Annotated in this window: 16 protein-coding genes; 8 read left to right on the plus strand and 8 right to left on the minus strand. The window is 69.7% G+C overall.

Annotated features, from left to right (window positions below):
• The first annotated feature begins 61 nt into the window (after positions 1 to 61).
• The 8 genes from ACFJIX_RS18510 to ACFJIX_RS18545 all read left to right on the plus strand — a co-directional run bounded on the left by ACFJIX_RS18510 (position 62) and on the right by ACFJIX_RS18545 (position 9,437).
• On the plus strand, positions 62 to 2,026 hold the full coding sequence (locus ACFJIX_RS18510; RefSeq protein ID WP_377153534.1) for a DEAD/DEAH box helicase: 1,965 nt from the start codon (positions 62 to 64) through the stop codon (positions 2,024 to 2,026).
• 34 nt (positions 2,027 to 2,060) lie between these two features.
• Positions 2,061 to 2,813 (plus strand): DUF1294 domain-containing protein, encoded by a 753-nt coding sequence (locus ACFJIX_RS18515; RefSeq protein WP_377153536.1) that lies wholly within the window; start codon positions 2,061 to 2,063, stop codon positions 2,811 to 2,813.
• The gene (locus ACFJIX_RS18520; RefSeq protein ID WP_377153538.1) at positions 2,813 to 3,331 is read left to right on the plus strand and encodes a GNAT family N-acetyltransferase; all 519 of its coding nucleotides are present in this window, start codon (positions 2,813 to 2,815) and stop codon (positions 3,329 to 3,331) included. Before ACFJIX_RS18515 ends, ACFJIX_RS18520 begins: the two co-directional genes overlap by 1 nt.
• A 122-nt stretch (positions 3,332 to 3,453) precedes the next feature.
• Positions 3,454 to 5,043, plus strand: coding sequence for a hypothetical protein (locus ACFJIX_RS18525; protein WP_377153540.1), 1,590 nt, complete (start codon positions 3,454 to 3,456; stop codon positions 5,041 to 5,043).
• On the plus strand, positions 5,040 to 5,753 hold the full coding sequence (locus ACFJIX_RS18530; protein WP_297529563.1) for a hypothetical protein: 714 nt from the start codon (positions 5,040 to 5,042) through the stop codon (positions 5,751 to 5,753). Before ACFJIX_RS18525 ends, ACFJIX_RS18530 begins: the two co-directional genes overlap by 4 nt.
• On the plus strand, positions 5,753 to 8,572 hold the full coding sequence (locus ACFJIX_RS18535) for an ATP-binding protein (protein ID WP_377153542.1): 2,820 nt from the start codon (positions 5,753 to 5,755) through the stop codon (positions 8,570 to 8,572). Before ACFJIX_RS18530 ends, ACFJIX_RS18535 begins: the two co-directional genes overlap by 1 nt.
• Positions 8,573 to 8,746: 174 nt before the next feature.
• A complete protein-coding gene (locus tag ACFJIX_RS18540; RefSeq protein ID WP_377161845.1) occupies positions 8,747 to 9,133 on the plus strand; it encodes a type II toxin-antitoxin system RelE/ParE family toxin in 387 nt (128 codons plus the stop codon).
• Positions 9,134 to 9,215: 82 nt separating this feature from the next.
• Complete coding sequence (locus ACFJIX_RS18545) at positions 9,216 to 9,437, plus strand: helix-turn-helix domain-containing protein (protein ID WP_377153544.1); 222 nt, start codon at positions 9,216 to 9,218, stop codon at positions 9,435 to 9,437.
• 63 nt (positions 9,438 to 9,500) lie between these two features.
• On the opposite strand, the gene ACFJIX_RS18550 is transcribed toward ACFJIX_RS18545, so the two are convergent.
• From ACFJIX_RS18550 to ACFJIX_RS18585, 8 genes are all read right to left on the minus strand, one after another.
• Positions 9,501 to 10,271 (minus strand): ABC transporter ATP-binding protein, encoded by a 771-nt coding sequence (locus ACFJIX_RS18550; protein WP_377153546.1) that lies wholly within the window; start codon positions 10,269 to 10,271, stop codon positions 9,501 to 9,503.
• Complete coding sequence (locus tag ACFJIX_RS18555) at positions 10,271 to 11,407, minus strand: succinylglutamate desuccinylase/aspartoacylase family protein (RefSeq protein ID WP_377153549.1); 1,137 nt, start codon at positions 11,405 to 11,407, stop codon at positions 10,271 to 10,273. Before ACFJIX_RS18555 ends, ACFJIX_RS18550 begins: the two co-directional genes overlap by 1 nt.
• Positions 11,408 to 11,484: 77 nt before the next feature.
• Positions 11,485 to 12,171 carry an ABC transporter permease gene (locus ACFJIX_RS18560; RefSeq protein ID WP_377153551.1) on the minus strand — a complete coding sequence of 229 codons (687 nt, stop codon included), beginning with the start codon at positions 12,169 to 12,171 and terminating at the stop codon, positions 11,485 to 11,487.
• Positions 12,172 to 12,183: 12 nt separating this feature from the next.
• Positions 12,184 to 12,876 (minus strand): ABC transporter permease, encoded by a 693-nt coding sequence (locus tag ACFJIX_RS18565; RefSeq protein WP_377153553.1) that lies wholly within the window; start codon positions 12,874 to 12,876, stop codon positions 12,184 to 12,186.
• Positions 12,877 to 12,974: 98 nt separating this feature from the next.
• The gene (locus ACFJIX_RS18570; RefSeq protein ID WP_377153555.1) at positions 12,975 to 13,781 is read right to left on the minus strand and encodes an ABC transporter substrate-binding protein; all 807 of its coding nucleotides are present in this window, start codon (positions 13,779 to 13,781) and stop codon (positions 12,975 to 12,977) included.
• 148 nt (positions 13,782 to 13,929) lie between these two features.
• Positions 13,930 to 14,904 (minus strand): alpha/beta fold hydrolase, encoded by a 975-nt coding sequence (locus ACFJIX_RS18575; protein WP_377153557.1) that lies wholly within the window; start codon positions 14,902 to 14,904, stop codon positions 13,930 to 13,932.
• An 8-nt stretch (positions 14,905 to 14,912) separates the two neighbouring features.
• Complete coding sequence (locus ACFJIX_RS18580; protein ID WP_377153559.1) at positions 14,913 to 15,710, minus strand: sulfurtransferase; 798 nt, start codon at positions 15,708 to 15,710, stop codon at positions 14,913 to 14,915.
• Positions 15,711 to 15,936: 226 nt separating this feature from the next.
• Complete coding sequence (locus ACFJIX_RS18585) at positions 15,937 to 16,953, minus strand: peptidylprolyl isomerase (protein WP_377153561.1); 1,017 nt, start codon at positions 16,951 to 16,953, stop codon at positions 15,937 to 15,939.
• Positions 16,954 to 16,996: the final 43 nt, after the last annotated feature.

Below are 16,996 nucleotides of genomic sequence, written 5' to 3' on the forward strand. Positions count from 1 at the left end.
CGGCGCGGACTCCGTTTCGACGGCGTCGGCCCGGCTGTGCACCTTTGGATTGCAAAGACAAATGAGTTTCGACCACGACAAGAACACCGCCGCCGACACCCTGGACACGAACGAGGCGCTGGACAGCGGACTCGAGCAGGTGATCGAGGCCGGCGAACTCGGCGCCGACGCCGAGACCACCGGCACGCCGTTCTCGGCCCTGGGCCTGCACGACGCGCTGCTGCGCGCCGTCAAGGATTCCGGCTACGAGAACACCACCGAAGTGCAGGCGCAGGCGATCCCGCCGGCGCTCGACGGCAAGGACCTGATGGTCTCGTCGCGCACCGGTTCGGGCAAGACCGCCTCGTTCATCCTGCCCGCGCTGCAGCAGGTGCTGACCGCCCGCGCCGAACGCGCCGCCACCAACAACAAGACCCGGACCGTCGGCCCGCGCGTGCTCGTGCTGGCTCCGACCCGTGAACTGGCGATGCAGGTCGCCAAGTCCGCGATGACCTACGGCCGCCACATCCAGGGCCTGCGCGTCGCCACCGTGCTGGGCGGCATGCCCTACGCGCAGCAGCTGCGCGCGCTGAGCGGTCCGCTGGACGTCCTGATCGCCACCCCGGGCCGTCTGCTGGACCACATCAACAGCGGCCGCTGCAAGCTGGACAACGTGACGATGTTCGTCCTCGACGAAGCCGACCGCATGCTGGACATGGGCTTCATCGACGACATCAACTTCGTCGCCCAGCAGATCCCGGCCGAACGCCAGACGCTGATGTACAGCGCGACCTTTGCCGGCAACACCGGCCGCCTGGCCTCGCAGCTGATGAAGGATCCGCAGCGCATCGACGTCTCGGGCCACACCGACTCGCACGAGAACATCGAGCAGCGCCTGCACTGGGCCGACAACGGCCAGCACAAGCGCAAGCTGCTGGAACACATCCTGGGCCTGCGCGACGTCGACCAGGCCGTGGTGTTCACCAGCACCCAGCAGGACACCGAGTGGCTGGCCGAACAGCTGGAGGCCATCGGCCACCGCGTCGCCGCGCTGCACGGCGGCATGCCGCAGGGCAAGCGCACCCGCACGCTGATGGCGCTGCGCCGTCGCGACCTGCGCGTGCTGGTCGCCACCGACGTGGCCGCCCGCGGCATCGACGTGCCGACGATCTCGCACGTCATCAACTTCGGCCTGCCGATGAAGGCGGAGGACTATGTCCACCGCATCGGCCGCACCGGCCGCGCCGGCCGCTCCGGCCTCGCGGTGACGCTGGCCGAGCGTGGTGACATCTCGATGATCAAGCGCATCCAGCAGTTCACGACGCAACAGATCCCGGTCTCGCGCATCGAGGGCCTGGAGCCGCGTAACGAAGATCCGAAGATCTACCCGGCGCGCCCGGGTTTCGACCGCGGTGATCGCGGCGGCGACCGTGGCGGTTTCGGCGGCAATCGCGGCGGCTACGGTGGCAACCGTGGCGGCTTCGGCGGCAACCGTCCGCAAGGCGGTGGCTATCGTGGCGGCGACAACCGCTTCGACAACAGCGCGCGCTTCGAGCGTCCGGAAGGCCAAGGCCGTCCGCCGTTCGGCGAGCGTCGTGAAGGCGGTCAGGGTGGCCCCGGTGGTTTCGGTGGCGGCCAACGCTTCGAGCACCGCAACGAGCGCCCGCAAGGTGACCGCCCGTTCGGCGATCGTCCGCAAGGCGACCGTCCGCGTTTCGGTGATCGTCCGCAAGGCGGTCAAGGCTTCGGCGGCGCGCCGCGCAGCTATGGCGACCGTCCGCAGCGTGACTTCGGCGGCCCGCGCGAAGGCGGCAACGGCGGTGGTTTCGACCAGCGTCGTCCGGACCCGCGCTTCGACCGTTCGGCCGAGAACAACGACCGCTACGCACCGCGCGCCGAGCGTCCGGCCTTCAACAAGGGCGACGACAACCGCTTCGAAGGTCGTCCGGCCAAGCCGGCGTTCAGCAAGGGCCCGCGTCCGCAAGGTGGCGACGACCGCGGCGAGCGCGGTGGTTTCGTGCCGCGCAAGGGTCCGCGCAAGTTCTGAGCCTCACGGCTCGGCTGACGAGGGGCGCTGAGGGATGCGCGTCGAGGGTCGGATCGTCCAGTGGGACGACGCGAAGGGCTACGGCTTCATCGCGCCGTCCGACGGCGGGCCGAAACGCTTCGCGCACATCAGTGCCTTCGGCATGCGCCCCCGCCGACCCTTCGTCGGCGAACGCGTCGACTACGAGCCTGGATCCGATGCGCAGGGCAAGCCCCGCGCGCTGAAGGTCCGGAGCCTCGAGCCCAAGCCGGCGCCCGCCGGCCCCGCGCCCCGGCGTGGTCCGTCGTCCGGCTCTGCCGACGCGGCCCGCGCTGGCGCGCGATCCAGGCCCGCGCCGTCCGCGCGCGGTGCTTCCGCTGCTTCCTCCCCCAAGACCTCGGCCGACACCGGTGCCTCGCTGTGGCTGGTGCCAGGCTTTGCCTCGCTGGTGCTGTTGACGCACCTGGCGTGGCCGTTGCCGCGCGGCTTGTGGGGCGTCTACGTCGCGATGAGCTTCGCGACCTTCATCGTCTACGCGCTGGACAAGCGCGCGGCGCGACTGGGCCAATGGCGCGTCAAGGAATCGACGCTGCATGTGCTCGCGCTGCTGTGCGGCTGGCCCGGCGCGTTGCTGGCACAGCACTTGCTGCGGCACAAGAGCGCCAAGCCGGCTTTCCGGCGGGTGTTCTGGTTGAGCGTCGCGCTCAACATCCTGGCCTTCGTCTGTCTTTTTACGCCGCTGCTGACGCCGTTCTTTTCGGGGATCTCCGACCACTGGAACGCGCGATCGGCCGGCTCATTCGTTTGATGCTGCAGTTGAAAGTGATTGGCACCGAGGACGTCCCGCACGTGCTCGCGTTGCAGGCCCAGTGCTACGGGCCCGAGTTCCTGGAAAGCGCCGAGGCCTTCGAGGCCAAGCTGAACGCGGCGCGCCATCTCCACTGTTCCTACCTGGCCGTCGAGGCCGGCGAGCCGCTGGCCTACGTCGTCAGCCTGCCGGTCGACGATGGACAGCTGCCGGCGCTCGACGCGCCGTCGATCACGCCCGCGCGCGCCCCGCGCACGCTGTACCTGCACGACCTCGCGGTCTCGCCGGCGGGTCGCGCGAAGCGCCTGGGCCACAAGCTGGTGCAGCAGGTGGTGCATCGCGCCCAGGACATGGGCCTGACGCAGGTCGCGCTGGTGGCGGTGCAGGGCTCGCGCGCCTACTGGGAGCGCCACGGTTTCTCCGACGCCGAGGCGCCGCTGAGCGCCGCGCTGACCGAGAAACTCGCCAGCTTCGGCTCCGGGGCAACCCTGATGCGCAGGTCCCTGACACCCGTGTGATGGGTGGAGGGGCGATGGCGGGCCGAGCGCCGGGCCGCCCCAAGCCGGCCCGCGCCCCCTCGGGGGGCGGGACCGAACGTCCCGCAGGGACGGGCGGTCCGGGGGCGCCATAATCCGCCCCTATGACAGTGACCCCGGGAGGCGTGGACGACGTGCTGCGCGACGATCTCCCCGAACCCTCTTTCGAAGACCATTTCCGCGAAGGTCAGCTCCCGCAGGATTCGCTCCTGTGGTGGCAGCTGGAACGCAACGAGGCCCTGCTGGGCGCGCAGCGCGCGCTGTTTCACGGCCCGGCCACGCTGGTGCGGCTGCGCGTCTGGGTGTTCATCGAGCTGATGAGCCTGCCGCATTCGCGGCTCTCGCGCGACGACCTGAACCGCCACTTCCACGTGCTGCGCGACGAGGCGCTGGAGCTCGTGCTCAAGCGCCTGCGCGACGCGCAGTTGCTGGCCTGGGACGCGTCCAACCAGCAGTACGGCGTGACGCCGCTCGCGCAGCAGCTGATGGCGATGGTGTCGCCGCTGACGCAGGGGCAGGCCGCGGACGAGGACGGCGACCTGGCCGGCCTGCTGGCCAACGTGGCCGGCGCGCAGCAGCTCGGCACGCTGGAGCCGGCGCAGCTGCAGCATCTGCTGGCGCAGCTCTCGCGGCTCTACAACGAATTCGCCGACGCGATCGCGTCCGGTTCCGAGTTCCACCTGCGCCGCGCGCGCATGCGCTTCGAGCGCGCGCTCAAGCTGGTCGAGCGGGCCAGCGAGGCGCTGTCCGCGATCATCCGCCAGGCGGAGGACGACGGGAACGCGCGGCTCGAGCGGCTTGCGCGCGAGCTGGGCCTGGCGCAGGCGCGGCTGCTCGCGATGGCGAGCCAGTTCAACCGCGCGCTGCAGCAGGCCGACCGCCAGCGCGTCACGCTCGGCTCCACCGGCATCACGACGACCGATGTGCGGCGCTGGCTGCAGGAGGTCCCGTTCCTCGAGAACCTCGCGCTGGGCGCGCTGTCGCGGCCCGTCCATCCGGTCTTCGTCGCGCAGCATGAACTGCTGGACGGCTGCGAGGCCGAGTTCGAACGCGACCGCCCGGTGCCGCCGACACCGGAGCCGCTGCCGACCGGCCTGGCCGCGCCGCAGGGCGAGCTCGCCGTCATGAGTCTGCCGCCCGAGATGAACCAGCTGCAGGCGCTGCTGGGCCTGTGGACCGGCGACAGCGTGCAGATGAACGACCTGCGGCCGGCGGTGCTCGGCGGCAGCTATGCGCGCGCGGCCTACCGCGCGCAGCTGCTGCCGCTGCTCGGCGACGTGCAGGCACAGCATCTGGCCGGCGCGACCGGCGACATGGCGCGCCAGCCGTGGCGTGTGCGCTGGTCCGCGCAGCAGGGCGAGATCGACGACGAGCACGTCCGCTGGATGAGCCAGGGCGTGCTGCACTCGACCGAGGTCGAGCCGCCCGTCGAGCCTGAACCCGAACCCAAGTGGCGCCCGCCCGAGCCGCCCGCGCCCAGGCGCGGCCGCCGCAAGGCCGCCGCCGGGGCCGCCGACACGTCCTCGGACGCGGGCGCGCAAGCCCTGACCCCCGATGCCGCCGCCGACACGGCCGTGGCGACGCCCGATTCCCCCGCATCGATCGCCGACACGACGCCGTCTCCGGACGCGCGGAGTGCGGTCGACGTCGATGCCGACACCCCTTCCCAGGCCTCCCAGGCTTCCCAGGCATGAGCAATCAACTCGACGACGCCGCCCAACTGGCGGCTCAACTGCTGGCGCGCCGCTGGCTGCCGCGGAACCAGCCGCTGGTGCGCCGCGCGCTGATCGACCAGGAACTCTGGCGCGCGGTCAACGAGCGCGTCGCCGCCGTCGGCCTGCGCGTCGTGGACAACGTCTACGCGGACCACATCACGCTGGCGATGCTGCGCCCGGCCGAGGTCGCCGTGTTCGGCGAGACCGGCCTGGCGTCCAACAACAACCTCGACCTGCCGCGCGACGGCGTTGCGCTGCTGGTGGTCGTGTGGGCGCTGATCGTGCTGCCCAAGCGCCAGCGCCAGCTCTCGCGCGCCGAGGAGGCCGCCGAAGGGCAGGGCGAGATGTTCTCCAAGGACAAGCCGCTGCCCAGCGCCGCGAGCAGCGCGCCGACGCTCTCCTATCGCAGCCTGCTGGCCGACTTCGGCAACCAGCTGGGCAAGAAGATGCGGCTCGATTCCAACCTCAAGCTGCTCGAGCGCCAGGGCTTCATCACCCGCAAGGGCGAGGACATCTGCGAAGGCCCGCTGTTGGACCTGCTGCTCGACTACGACACGCTGGCCCCGCGCATCCTGGACGGCGCGCTGGCCGACGTGCTCGCGCGCAGCACGGACGCCGAGTCCGGCCCGATGCTCACCGCCATCCTGGCCGCCCGCCACAACGAAGAATCCGATCTGAGCGACGCCTGATGTTTCACCTGCAATCCCTGGAACTGCTGCACTGGGACTACTGCCGCCGCGTCTCGATGCCGCTGGACGGCAACATCATCACCATCGCCGGGCCGAACGGCTCGGGCAAGACGACGCTGCTCGACGCGATGCGGACGCTGCTGGGGCTGGAGTGCTCCGGCGGCCGGACCTACAAGACCTACGCCCGCCACGCCAACGCCGAGCACGCCTGGCTGCGCGCGCTGGTGGACAACCGGCCGCGCAACCGCCAGAACAGCAGCCGCCCGTTCGCGAGCTCGCTGCTGTACTCGGACCAGGTGACGCTGGCCTGCCGCATCTCGCGCCAGGGCGGCGACTGGGTGCGCCGCTACACGCTGGTCGACGGCGTGCAGGAGATCGAGGAGCTCGACACCCGCGCCGACAAGGACTGGCTGGGCATCGAGGCCTGGAAGAAGCGCCTGGAGGCCGCCGGGCTGACGCGCGCGATCGGCCGCGTGCTCGCGCTGGAGCAGGGCCAGACGGACCGCCTCTGCGAGCTGTCGTCCAAGGAGCTGCTGCGACTGGTGTTCGAGGTCTTCGGCGACCAGGAAGTGCTGGACCGCTACGAGCTCGCGCGCAACCACCAGCAGCAGCTGCTCAAGGAAGTCGACCAGTCGACGCATGAGCTGTCGCATGCCCAGGCGCAGTTGTCGGACCTGGCCAACCGCGTCAACAGCTACCAGCAGTACCAGCTGCGGCTGAAGGAGCGCGAGCGGCTCGCGACCGAGGTCGTGCCCGTGATGCAGTGGAGCGAGCAGCGCCAGCGCACCGCGCAGCAGCTGCGCGAGCTGCATCGTCAGCGCCTCTTCGCCCGCTCCGACGAGCGCGGCATCAGCGACAAGCGCGCGCATCTGCTGGCGCTGTTCAAGGCGCAGGAGGCGGCCAAGGACAAGCTGGCCGACCTGGAGCAGCAGCGCAAGGAAGCGCGCCAGGCCTTCGAGGCGGCGCGTGACGGCGAGCGGCCGATGGAGCAGCTCGCCAAGCGCGAGGAGGACCTGAAGGCGCTTGCCGCCGTCGAGACCGACGGCGCGGCGCTGACGGCGAAGCTGGAGGAGCTCGGCACGCGCCAGCACCAGCTGCGCGAGAGCTTCACGCGCCAGAACGACCAGCAGCGCAAGGCGCAGGCGGCGATGGACGAACTGACCGGGCAGCGGCTCCCGCCGCCGCCGGTCGAGGTCACGCGTTTCCGCAAGGCGCTGGACGAGGCCGGCATCGCGCACCACGTGCTGGCCGACGCGATCGACATCGCCGACGACCAGTGGCGCGCCGCCGCCGAAGGCTTCCTGCGGCCCTCGCGCTGGGTCGTGGTGCTCGCGCATGCGAGCGACGAGGGCCAGGCCTACCGCCTCGCGTCGCGCGAGCGCTACCGGCACTACGTCGTCGCCGACGGCGAGTTCGCGCCGACGGTGAGCCCGAAGGACAGCCTGTTGTCCGTGCTCAAGTTCAACGCGAAGGCGCCTGGCTGGCTGCTGCGGCAGCTGGCGTCGATCCGCTGCGTCGCGGACACCGACAAGGGCGCGCAGTCCGGCGGCGAGTGGATCACGCCGGAGGCCTACTACCGCGACGGCCGCGGCGGCCGTAGCCTGTGGGTCGAGCCGCGCGAGTACCAGTTCGGCGACTCCGCGCTGGACACGCGTCGGGCCTCGCTGGACAAGGAACTGACGCGCTACGACCTGGAGCTGTCCAAGCTCGCCAAGGAGCAGCTCGAGATCGAGCGCCAGCTCAAGGACGCGCAACGCGCGGCGCAAGGCCACAAGGCGGCGCAGGAGCTCGTGGAGCGCTCCGAGGAATTCGCCGAGGCGCGTGCGCGCCTGCCCGGCCTGCGCCAGTCGCGGATCGAGGCGGCGACGCGCATGGGCGCGCTCGACCAGGAGCACGACCGCACGGTGGCCGCGGCGACGCGCACCGAGCGCGACTACGAAGCCGCGCAGGCCAGCCTGAAGGCCAGCGAGGACAACGTGTCGCGCGCCGAGCGCGACTGGGCGTCCCGGCGCGACGACCTGATCGCGACGGCGAAGGCGTCGCGCGAGGCCCGGGCGAAGTTCCCCGCGATCTGGGTGCACCCGATGCGCCTGAACGCCTTGCGCGATGAATTCGAGAACGCCAAGCAGGCGGAGATCGCGTCGCGCCATGTGCAGCAGGAGCTGGATACCGGCGTGTGGGAAACCGATGCCGGCGTGCAGGAACGCCATGCGCGGATGCAGATGGCGGTGCTGGAGCAGACCACGCAGCTCGACGACCGCCGCGCGAGCAACGAGATGGCGCGCATCGCCGCGTTCAACGCGCGCGAGCGCTACATCGACGTGCTGCGCGCGACGGTGCGGCGCTACAAGAAGAACGTGCAGGAGCTGGGCGAGCTCGCCGGCGTGCATGCGCAGGCCGAGCTGCCGCACCTGGACAACGACGACACGGTGCTGGCGCAGGCCGGGCTGCACGTGAAGTTCAACTTCGACGGCAAGGGCGAGGTGGGCATGAACGACGGCGAGGCCTCGGGCGGGCAGCAGGTGCTCAAGAGCCTGATCCTGCTGGTGGGCCTGATGAAGGACGACGACGCGCCCGGCGGCTTCGTCTTCATCGACGAGCCCTTCGCCCACCTGGACGTGCGCAACATCCAGCTGGTCGGCCACTTCCTGAAGAGCACGCGGGCGCAGTACCTGCTGACGACGCCGATCACACACAACGTCGAGGTCTTCGAGCCGTCGGAGATCACGCTGGTCACGAGCAAGAAGCCCCGCGGCGAACGCTGGGCGCCCCCGATCGCGGTGCTGGCGCGACGGCCGGAGAAGTCGGTCTACGGCTGATCCATCGGCCCCTCGATCCCACGAAAGCCGCGCCTCTGCGCGGCTTTTCTTTGCGCGTCTGCGGGGTGTGCCCCCCATCAGAGGGCCGACTTCAGGACGAGACCTCAGACGGCAAGACTTGGCACTGACGCCTGTCGCAATGATGCGAGGAGGTCCACGTGACGGGGGCTGTCTATCTGGTCGAAGGCTTTCAACGCTGGATGCGCAAGCAGGCGCTGGCAAGACAGCGACCTGTGCCGCGCCGTGGCTGAAATGGAAAGTGGCTTGATCGATGCAAATCTCGGTAGTGGACTTTTCAAGAAGCGGATCGGACGATTCGGTGCTGGGAAACGCGAGGGCTATCGCGTGATCGTCGCGAGGCATCCCGCGGGACGGTGGTTCTTCGTGGATGGCTATGCAAAGAACCGACTGGACAACATCGAGCCGAAAGCACTCCGCGCGTTGCGAGAGGAGGGCGCCTGGCTCACAGGCCTGTCGCAGAAGGAGTTGGCCGCGGTCGTCGGCCATGGCCACCTGAAGGAGGTGATGTGTGATGAGGAAAAGGAAGTCCGCCATCGTTGAGCGCGTACTTGCGGAAGGCCGCTTGTGGCACGCTCACGGACTGATCAGCGATGAGCGTCGTCGGTCCTGCGAGATCGTCTGCATGCCCGCGCCGATGCCGCTGGAGCCGGAGGAAGTGCGCGCCATCCGCGAGCGGGACCAGTTGGAACTGGCCGTGTTTGCGGATCTGATCAACACGACGTCGCGACAACTGCGACGGTGGGAGCAGGGCCTGGGCCGCCCGCAGGGGCCCGCGCTCCGTCTGCTGCATCTGGTCCGGGAGCGCGGCGTCCATGCCATCTTTCTGCCAGCGGAGCTTCAATGAGCTCGTCGAGATGCGCGAAGGCCCGGGCATGCCCGGGCCTTCTGCTGATGGCGTGCGCGAGGCCTACTTGAGCCCGCCGCTCAGGAACGCCTTCAAGCGCTCGCTCTGCGGCTTTGCCAGCACCTCGCGCGGGTTGCCCTGTTCCTCGACGCGCCCCTGGTGCAGGAACATCGTGTGCGACGACACCTCGCGCGCGAAACCCATCTCGTGCGTGACGACGATCATCGTCCGACCTTCCGCCGCCAGATCGCGCATCACCTTCAGCACTTCGCCCACCAGTTCCGGATCCAGGGCCGAGGTCGGCTCGTCGAAGAGCATCACCTCCGGCTCCACCGCCAGCGCGCGCGCGATCGCCACGCGCTGCGCCTCGCCGCCCGACAGCTGCGCCGGATAGACGTCCTTGCGGTGCGACACGCCCACGCGCGCCAGCAGCGCCTCGGCCTTCTCGATGGCCTGCGCGCGCGGCTGCTTCAGCACGTGGATCGGCGCCTCGATGACGTTCTGCAGCACCGTGCGGTGACCCCAGAGGTTGAAGTTCTGGAACACCATCGCCAGCCGCGCGCGCCAGCGCTGCAACTGCGCCGCGTCGGCGGACTTCAGGCTGCCGTCGCGGTCGCGCACGAGCTTGAGTTCTTCGGTGCCCAGCTTCAGCGTGCCTTCGAAGGGCTGCTCCAGCAGGTTCAGGCAGCGCAGGAAGGTGCTCTTGCCCGAGCCGCTGGATCCGATCAGCGTGATGACGTCGCCCGGCTTCGCGGCCAGGGACACGCCCTTGAGCACTTCACGATCGCCGTAGCGTTTATGGAGGTTGTCGACAACAAGACTGGCCGCGGACATCAACGGGCTCCCAGGAGTTTTCCGGTGCGGGTCGCTTCGCGCCCCGCGACTTTCGCGACACGCGCCCCGGCCGTGACCAGGCGCAGCGTGTCGCGTGCAAACAGCAGCCCGTCGGTGGGGCTCTTCAGGTCGGTCACCGATCCGCTGATCGGATCGATGACCTGCGCGATCACGTCGCCGGCCTTCACCGTCTCACCGACCTCGCGCAGGAAGGTCAGCACGCCGCCGACCGGCGAGGGGACCGGGATCGATCCCGCCAGCGGGCGCGCATCGCCGACCGGCGCGGGCACCGGAGGCGTCGCGCCGTCCGGAGCGTCGGAAGCGATCACGCCGCGATGGGTCAGGAAGTCCACGATCGCCTGCGCGTCCTTCGCGGCCAGGTCGTGGTGCACGTCCTGCTGGCCGCGAAGTTCGACCGTCACCGACAGGCAGGCCTGCGGGATCGGGAAGCGGTCGCCGAACTGCTTCGCCCACTTCCACCAGACCTGCGAGCAGGCCTCGTCGAAGGGGTTGTCGCCGGAGTCCGTCGCCAGCAGCGTCACGCCGGCGCCCAGGTAGGCGGCCAGCGGCTCGCATTGCGGCCAGCATGGCGTCTCGGTGTAGAGGTGCATCACCGCCTGCGCGTCGCAGTGCAGGTCCAGCACCACGTCCGCGTCGCAGGCCATCAGCATCAGCGTCTTGCGCAGCGCCTTGAGTTCGGTGTCCGCGGGCGACGCCTGGACTTCGGTCTTCAGCGCGGCGCGCAGCACGGCCACGTTGCGCGCCGGATCGGCGCCCAGGCGCGGCTCGGCGTGTCGCGCGGCGGCCTCGATGTGCTCCGGGTAGTGGCGGTTGAAGTTCTCGCCGGACAGGCCTTCGAAGCGGCCCAGGTGCGTCTGCAGCCACCATTGCGACAGGCCGATCGGATTGGCCATCGGCACGAGGATGATCTCCCCACGCAGGCGGCCCGCGGCCTCCAGCGCATCGAAGTGGCGGCGCAGGTGCCAGGCGGTGAGCATGCCCGGCAGCTCGTCCGCATGCAGCGAGGCCTGGATGTAGACCTTCTGGCCCTGGCCGGGCTGGCCGTAGTGCAGCGAGACGAGCTCGCGCTGCGTGCCCGGCGTCGGGCTCGGAAGCGGGTGTTGTCGGAGTTGCATGGGATGTGTTCCGTTCGGGGCGGCGGCACTGCCGTGTCAGCGGGGCACTGCCGTGTCAGCTGGGTATCAGTGGGGCGTCAGCGGGGCATCAGTGGTTTGAGCCAGCGCTTCTCGGCCTGGTGGAAGAGACCGACCAGCACCAGCGTCATCGTGAAGTAGAAGATCGCGGCGGTGATGAAGGCCTCGAACGGGATGTAGTAGGTGGCGTTGACGTCGCGGGCGACGCCGGTGACGTCCATGATCGTGACGAGGCTGGCCAGCGCGGTGCCGTGCAGCATGAAGATGACCTCGTTGCTGTAGGCGGGCAGCGCGCGGCGCAGCGCGTGCGGCACGACGATGCGGCGCAGCATCACCCAGCGGCTCATGCCCAGGGCCTTGGCGGCTTCGACCTCGCCGTGCGGCAGCGAGCGGATCGAGCCGGCGACGATCTCCGTCGTGTACGCGGCGGTGTTCAGCACGAAGGTCAGGCAGGCGCAGAACCAGGCCGAGCTGAACAACGGCCACAGTGCGCTCTGCTGCATCCACTCGAACTGGCCCAGCCCGTAGTAGATGAGGAAGAGCTGCACCAGCATCGGCGTGCCGCGGAAGACGTAGGTGTAGGCCCAGACCGTGCGCGACAGCCATTGGATCGGCAGCGTGCGCAGCACGCCGAGCGGGATGGCCAGGACCAGGCCGATGAGCAGCGAGATGGACAGCAGCTCGAAGGTGATGAGCGCGCCCTCGAGGTAGCGCGGGAGGTTCTCGACGATGGCGTCCAGGTTCATGGGGAATCGTGATTACAGCGAGTGGCGACGCACACCGATGGACAGGCGCTTCTGCAGCTGGTCGAAGACCAGCTCGGACACGGACGTGAAGAGCAGGTAGATCAGCGCCACGGCGAGATAGAAGACGAAGGGCTCGCGCGTGCCGGCGGCGGCCTGCGAGCCGCGCATCATCAGGTCGTGCAGCCCGATGACCGAGACGATGGCCGTGCTCTTGATCAGCACCAGCCAGTTGTTGGACAGGCCCGGCAGCGCATGCCGGAACATCTGCGGCAGCGTGATGCGCCACGCGACCTGCGCGGGGCTCATGCCGAAGGCCAGGCCCGCCTCGCGCTGCCCCGGCGGGATCGCCAGGAAGGCGCCGCGGAAGGCCTCGGTCAGGTAGGCGCCGAAGATGAACGCGATCGTCACCACGCCGGCGACGAAGGGGTTGATGTCGACGGGGTCCTCATGCCCCAGCGACAGCGCGATGGCGTTCACCGCGACCTGTCCGCCGAAGAAGATCAGCAGCACCAGCACCAGGTCGGGCACGCCGCGGATCAGTGTCGTGTAGACGGTGGCGACGCCCTTGGCGACGCGGGACTTCGACAGCTTGGCCATCGCGCCGATCAGCCCCAGCACCATGGCCAGCGCCATCGAGCTGAGGGCCACGCCCAGGGTCAATACGGCGCCCTCGAGCAGGCTGGGCAGATAACCGTGCAGGAACATTCGACGGACCTTGTTCGTTCTGAAGGGAAGAGGCCCGGCGGTGCCGGGCCACAACGCACAGGGGCGGAGGCACCGCGAGCGCGGCGCCTCCGGTGGGATCACTTGCCCGTCTTGCCCGAGATGTCGTACTCGAAGTACTTGTCGTTGAGCTTTTTGAAGGTGCCGTTGGCCTTCACCGCGGCGATGGCGTCGTTGAACTTCTTGCCCAGCGTCTTCTCGTCCGCCTTGCGCAGGCCCACGCCGCTGCCGGTGCCGAAGTACTTGACGTCGTCGTAGCTCGGGCCCACGAACGCGTAGCCCTTGCCGGCCGGCGTCTTCAGGAAGCCCATGTCGGCGGCCACCAGGTCGGCCAGCGTCAGGTCCACGCGGCCCGACTTCAGGTCCAGGAAGGCCTGGTCCTGCGTCGCGTAGCGGACGATCTCGCTCTGCTTGAAGGTGTCGGCGGCAAACTTCTCATGGATGGTCGCGCGCTGCACGCCGATCTTCTTGCCCTTCAGGCCGGCGGGCGAGAAGTCGAACTTCGCGTCGGCCTTGGCGGTGAAGCGGGCCGGGGTGTTGTAGTACGGGTTGGAGAAGGCGATGACCTTCTTGCGCTCGTCGGTGATCGACACCGACGCGATGATCGCGTCCACCTTGCGCGACTGCAGCGCGGGGATCAGGCCGTCGAAGTCCTGCTGCACCAGCGTGCACTCGGCCTTGATCTCGGCGCACAGCGCGAGGGCCAGGTCGATCTCGAAGCCCTTGAGCTTGCCGTCCGCGCCGACTTCGGAGAACGGGGGGTAGGCGCCCTCGACGCCGATGCGGATCTTCTTCCATTCAGGGGCCTGGGCGTGCGCGGCGCCGGCGGTGGCCAGCAGGGCGCAGGCCGCCAGGGCGGCGCGGGCGATCAGTTGTCGTCGTTGCATGTGGGCTCCTTGTGATGAGCAGGAAAGCGTGGAAACGCGTGGAATGGACATCCGGTGACGACCTCGGGCGGTTCGAGCCCGCCTCGTGAGGAGGTCGTCCGGACTGGGGGGCATTGTTGCAATGCCGCACGTGCGGCGGCCATCAGGGTTAAGGAGAGTGCAAAAACGTGTGAACGGCCTGGACGGTGGACGCGGGGTCCTCCTCCTGGGGGACATGCCCTAATTCGGGGAAGACCTGCACGGTGCTGTGCGCGATGGCCTGATGGAAGCGCTCGGCCGCCGCGGGCGGGATGAGGCGGTCCTTGCCGCCCCACAGGATCAGGGTCGGGACCTGGATGCGCGGCAGCAGATCGGCGTACCGGCCGGGCGCGCGCTGTGCCAGTCGTTGCGCCAGCGCCTCGCGGTTGCCTTCGCGCAGCGTCAGTTCGAAGTAACGATCCACCAGCGCCGCGGAAACCTGGGTCGGATCGCCGTAGACCTCGCGCAGGCTGCGGTCCACCAGCGGCCGTGGCAGGAACACGCCGGCCAGCCAGTGCAGCACGCGCGAGTCGGGCACGCGGAACCCCGCGGGCACCGCTTCGCTGCGGACATCGAGCCCGCCGGCGTCGACGAGCACCAGCGCCGCGACCTGTCCGGGATGCCGTGCCGCATACAACCAGGCCAATCCGCCGCCCATCGAATTGCCGCCGAGGACCATGCGGTCAATCTGCAACTGTCGGAAGAACGACAACAGGAACGAGTCATAGGCATCGTCGCTGTAATCGCCTAGGACGGAAGGGCCGGTGAGGCCGAAGCCCGGCAGGTCGAGCGTGATCACGCGGCGCGTTGCGCTGAGCGACTTCACCCAGCCCTCCCAGGTGTGCAGGCTCGCGGCGGTGCCGTGCAGCAGCACGACGGGCGTGGTGTCGGTCTTCGGGCCCTCGTCGCGGAAGTGGACCAGCTGGACCTGCCCGCCGGGCAGCTTCAGTTCGAGGAAGTCCGACGGCGGCGGCGCCCAGCGGGCGACCAGCCCTTCCAACGGCCGTTCCGGCGCGCGGAAGGCCATCGCGAGCAGGGCCGTCGCCAGCACGGCGAACCCCAGCAGCTTCATCAGCCGGGCGCCGACGGTGGGACGCTCGGTCATGCGCTCGATCATTCGACGACGGAGTCGGGCGAGGGCGCCAGTTCGGGGTCGACCGCGCGGCGCTCGTCGAACACGAAGCAGTCGCCGTGGTAATGCGCGTTGCCGACTTCCTCGAAGTACTTGAGGATGCCGCCCTCGAGCTGGTAGACCTTCGCGTCGAGGCCGTGGCGGCCGGCCTCCTGCTCGAGGTAGAGCGCGGCCTTTTCGCAGCGGATGCCGCCGGTGCAGTAGCTGACGACGGTCTTGCCGGCGAGCTCCGCGCGATGGGCCTGGAAGGCGTCGGGGAACTCGCTGAACTTCGTGATGCGCCAGTCGATCGCGCCGTCGAAGGCGCCCACGTCGACCTCGAAGCCGTTGCGCGTGTCCAGCGTGACCACCGGCCGTCCCTCGTCGTCATGGCCCTGGTCCAGCCAGCGCCGCAGCGTGGCTGCGGGCAGCGCGGGCGCGCGGGGCGCCTGGTCCGGGCGGATCGTCGGGTGGTTCATCCGGATGATCTCCGGCTTCACCTTCACCAGCAGCTTGCGGAACGGGACCTCGTCGCTCCAGCTCTCCTTGGGCGCCAGCGCGGCGAAGCGCCGGTCCTCACGCAAGGCGTTCACCCAGGCCTTCACCGCGTCCGGCGCGCCGGCGAGGAAGAGGTTGATCCCCTCCTCGGCGATCAGCACCGTGCCCTTCAGGCCCAGCGCCTGGGCGCGCTCGTGCAACGTGTCCCGCAGTACCTCCGGCGCGTCGATGGCGACGAACTGGTAGCAGGAGATGTTGAGGACAGTCTTGAAGTCGGAATCGGTCGGGACAGCAGTGTTCATGCCGTTGCGGCGGCCAGTGGCCGCGCAGGGTCAGGAAAACAGAAGATTGTAGGCGGGGTGCGAAGAGAGCCTGCGGGTTGCGTGGCGCGGGCACTCCACGATGCAGGAGGCCTCGCGTCCGCGAACCTCCAGCATCATTCCGGCCCCACAGGCGCTCGCTGACCTTGCCGGCGCTCCACGCCGGTTTCTCATCGCTTGGCTTCGGGGGACTTGGGTTCGTTGAGCTTCACATCGGGCGCGGGCACGGGCTTGATGCGCACCGGCACGGCGGCGCTGCACAGGTCCGTGTAGCCGGGACTGTGGACGACCAGCCGCCGCGGTTGCGGCGCGCGTTCAGCAGTTCGGTCCAGGTGGGCGTGTCGGTGCGCAGGACCTGCAGGGCAGGGCGCTGCTCGGCCGGCAGCGCGGAGGCGAGCGAGACGCGCTCGATGCCCAGCCGCTGCTCGGGCTTGTCGTAGAAGCCCATCGCCGCGCCACCGCGCGGCAGTGCCGACAGGAACTCCATGCCCTTGAGCACGCGACCGACCACCGTGATGTTGAGGTCCAGCCCGCGCGGCGCGTGTCCGATCACCGCGTAGAGCTCGGCGCCGGTGCTGGAGTCCTTCGCGTTGCCGCGACCCGCGCCGACGGTGCCGTAGCAATGCGCCAGCCAGGCCTGGCCGGTCTTCGGATCCGCGGCGGCCGGGAACCCGTCCACCTGCCCGGCGCGCGGCGCCCAGCCCTCGACATCCGGCAGCAGCGTCATCGGCACGCCCTTCAGGGGGATCGAGAACTCCGCCGGAAGATGGGACTTGGCCCCCGCCGGGAAGGGCTTGCCCTTGCCCTTGAGACCGGTGTCCTCGTCGTCCGCGTTGGGGTCGCCCCATTGGGTGACGAAGTTGTCCTGCACGCGGACGATCGCCAGTCCGTCGTAGTAGCCGCCGCGAGCCAGCGCGCGGATGTTGTCGACGTGCGCCGGTGCGAAGCGCGGCGCCAGCTCGATGAAGACCTGACCCTGCGGCAGTGCCATCACCAGCAGGTTGTCCGGATCGACATCGCGCCAGACGGAGGCGGGCGCGGTGGCGAGGATGTCGGCGCTGCTGCGCGGCGGCTGCGCGGGCTTCTTCGCCGCCGCGGTGGATGCCGCCGTTGACGTCGCCGTCGATGCCGCGGCGGGCTTGGCGGCCTTTGCCGCGGGCTCGGCCGCGTGGGACGGCAGCGGGGCGCACAGCGCCAGGGCCGCCATCAGGGGAAGGGCCTTCATCGTCGTCATGCTCATCGTCATCCGGGCGCTCCGCGAGAGTGTT

This window comes from Roseateles sp. UC29_93 (assembly GCF_042695725.1).
GTDB lineage: Bacteria > Pseudomonadota > Gammaproteobacteria > Burkholderiales > Burkholderiaceae_C > Roseateles > Roseateles noduli_A.

Excerpts from the sequence above, each read along its gene's own strand:
- ACFJIX_RS18510 (WP_377153534.1), top strand. The coding sequence starts at position 62 with ATGAGTTTCGACCACGACAAGAACACCGCCGCCGACACCCTGGACACG.
- ACFJIX_RS18515 (WP_377153536.1), top strand. The coding sequence starts at position 2,061 with ATGCGCGTCGAGGGTCGGATCGTCCAGTGGGACGACGCGAAGGGCTAC.
- ACFJIX_RS18520 (WP_377153538.1), top strand. The coding sequence starts at position 2,813 with ATGCTGCAGTTGAAAGTGATTGGCACCGAGGACGTCCCGCACGTGCTC.
- ACFJIX_RS18525 (WP_377153540.1), top strand. The coding sequence starts at position 3,454 with ATGACAGTGACCCCGGGAGGCGTGGACGACGTGCTGCGCGACGATCTC.
- ACFJIX_RS18530 (WP_297529563.1), top strand. The coding sequence starts at position 5,040 with ATGAGCAATCAACTCGACGACGCCGCCCAACTGGCGGCTCAACTGCTG.
- ACFJIX_RS18535 (WP_377153542.1), top strand. The coding sequence starts at position 5,753 with ATGTTTCACCTGCAATCCCTGGAACTGCTGCACTGGGACTACTGCCGC.
- ACFJIX_RS18545 (WP_377153544.1), top strand. The coding sequence starts at position 9,216 with ATGCCCGCGCCGATGCCGCTGGAGCCGGAGGAAGTGCGCGCCATCCGC.
- ACFJIX_RS18550 (WP_377153546.1), bottom strand. The coding sequence starts at position 10,271 with ATGTCCGCGGCCAGTCTTGTTGTCGACAACCTCCATAAACGCTACGGC.
- ACFJIX_RS18555 (WP_377153549.1), bottom strand. The coding sequence starts at position 11,407 with ATGCAACTCCGACAACACCCGCTTCCGAGCCCGACGCCGGGCACGCAG.
- ACFJIX_RS18560 (WP_377153551.1), bottom strand. The coding sequence starts at position 12,171 with ATGAACCTGGACGCCATCGTCGAGAACCTCCCGCGCTACCTCGAGGGC.
- ACFJIX_RS18565 (WP_377153553.1), bottom strand. The coding sequence starts at position 12,876 with ATGTTCCTGCACGGTTATCTGCCCAGCCTGCTCGAGGGCGCCGTATTG.
- ACFJIX_RS18570 (WP_377153555.1), bottom strand. The coding sequence starts at position 13,781 with ATGCAACGACGACAACTGATCGCCCGCGCCGCCCTGGCGGCCTGCGCC.
- ACFJIX_RS18575 (WP_377153557.1), bottom strand. The coding sequence starts at position 14,904 with ATGACCGAGCGTCCCACCGTCGGCGCCCGGCTGATGAAGCTGCTGGGG.
- ACFJIX_RS18580 (WP_377153559.1), bottom strand. The coding sequence starts at position 15,710 with ATGAACACTGCTGTCCCGACCGATTCCGACTTCAAGACTGTCCTCAAC.
- ACFJIX_RS18585 (WP_377153561.1), bottom strand. The coding sequence starts at position 16,953 with ATGAAGGCCCTTCCCCTGATGGCGGCCCTGGCGCTGTGCGCCCCGCTG.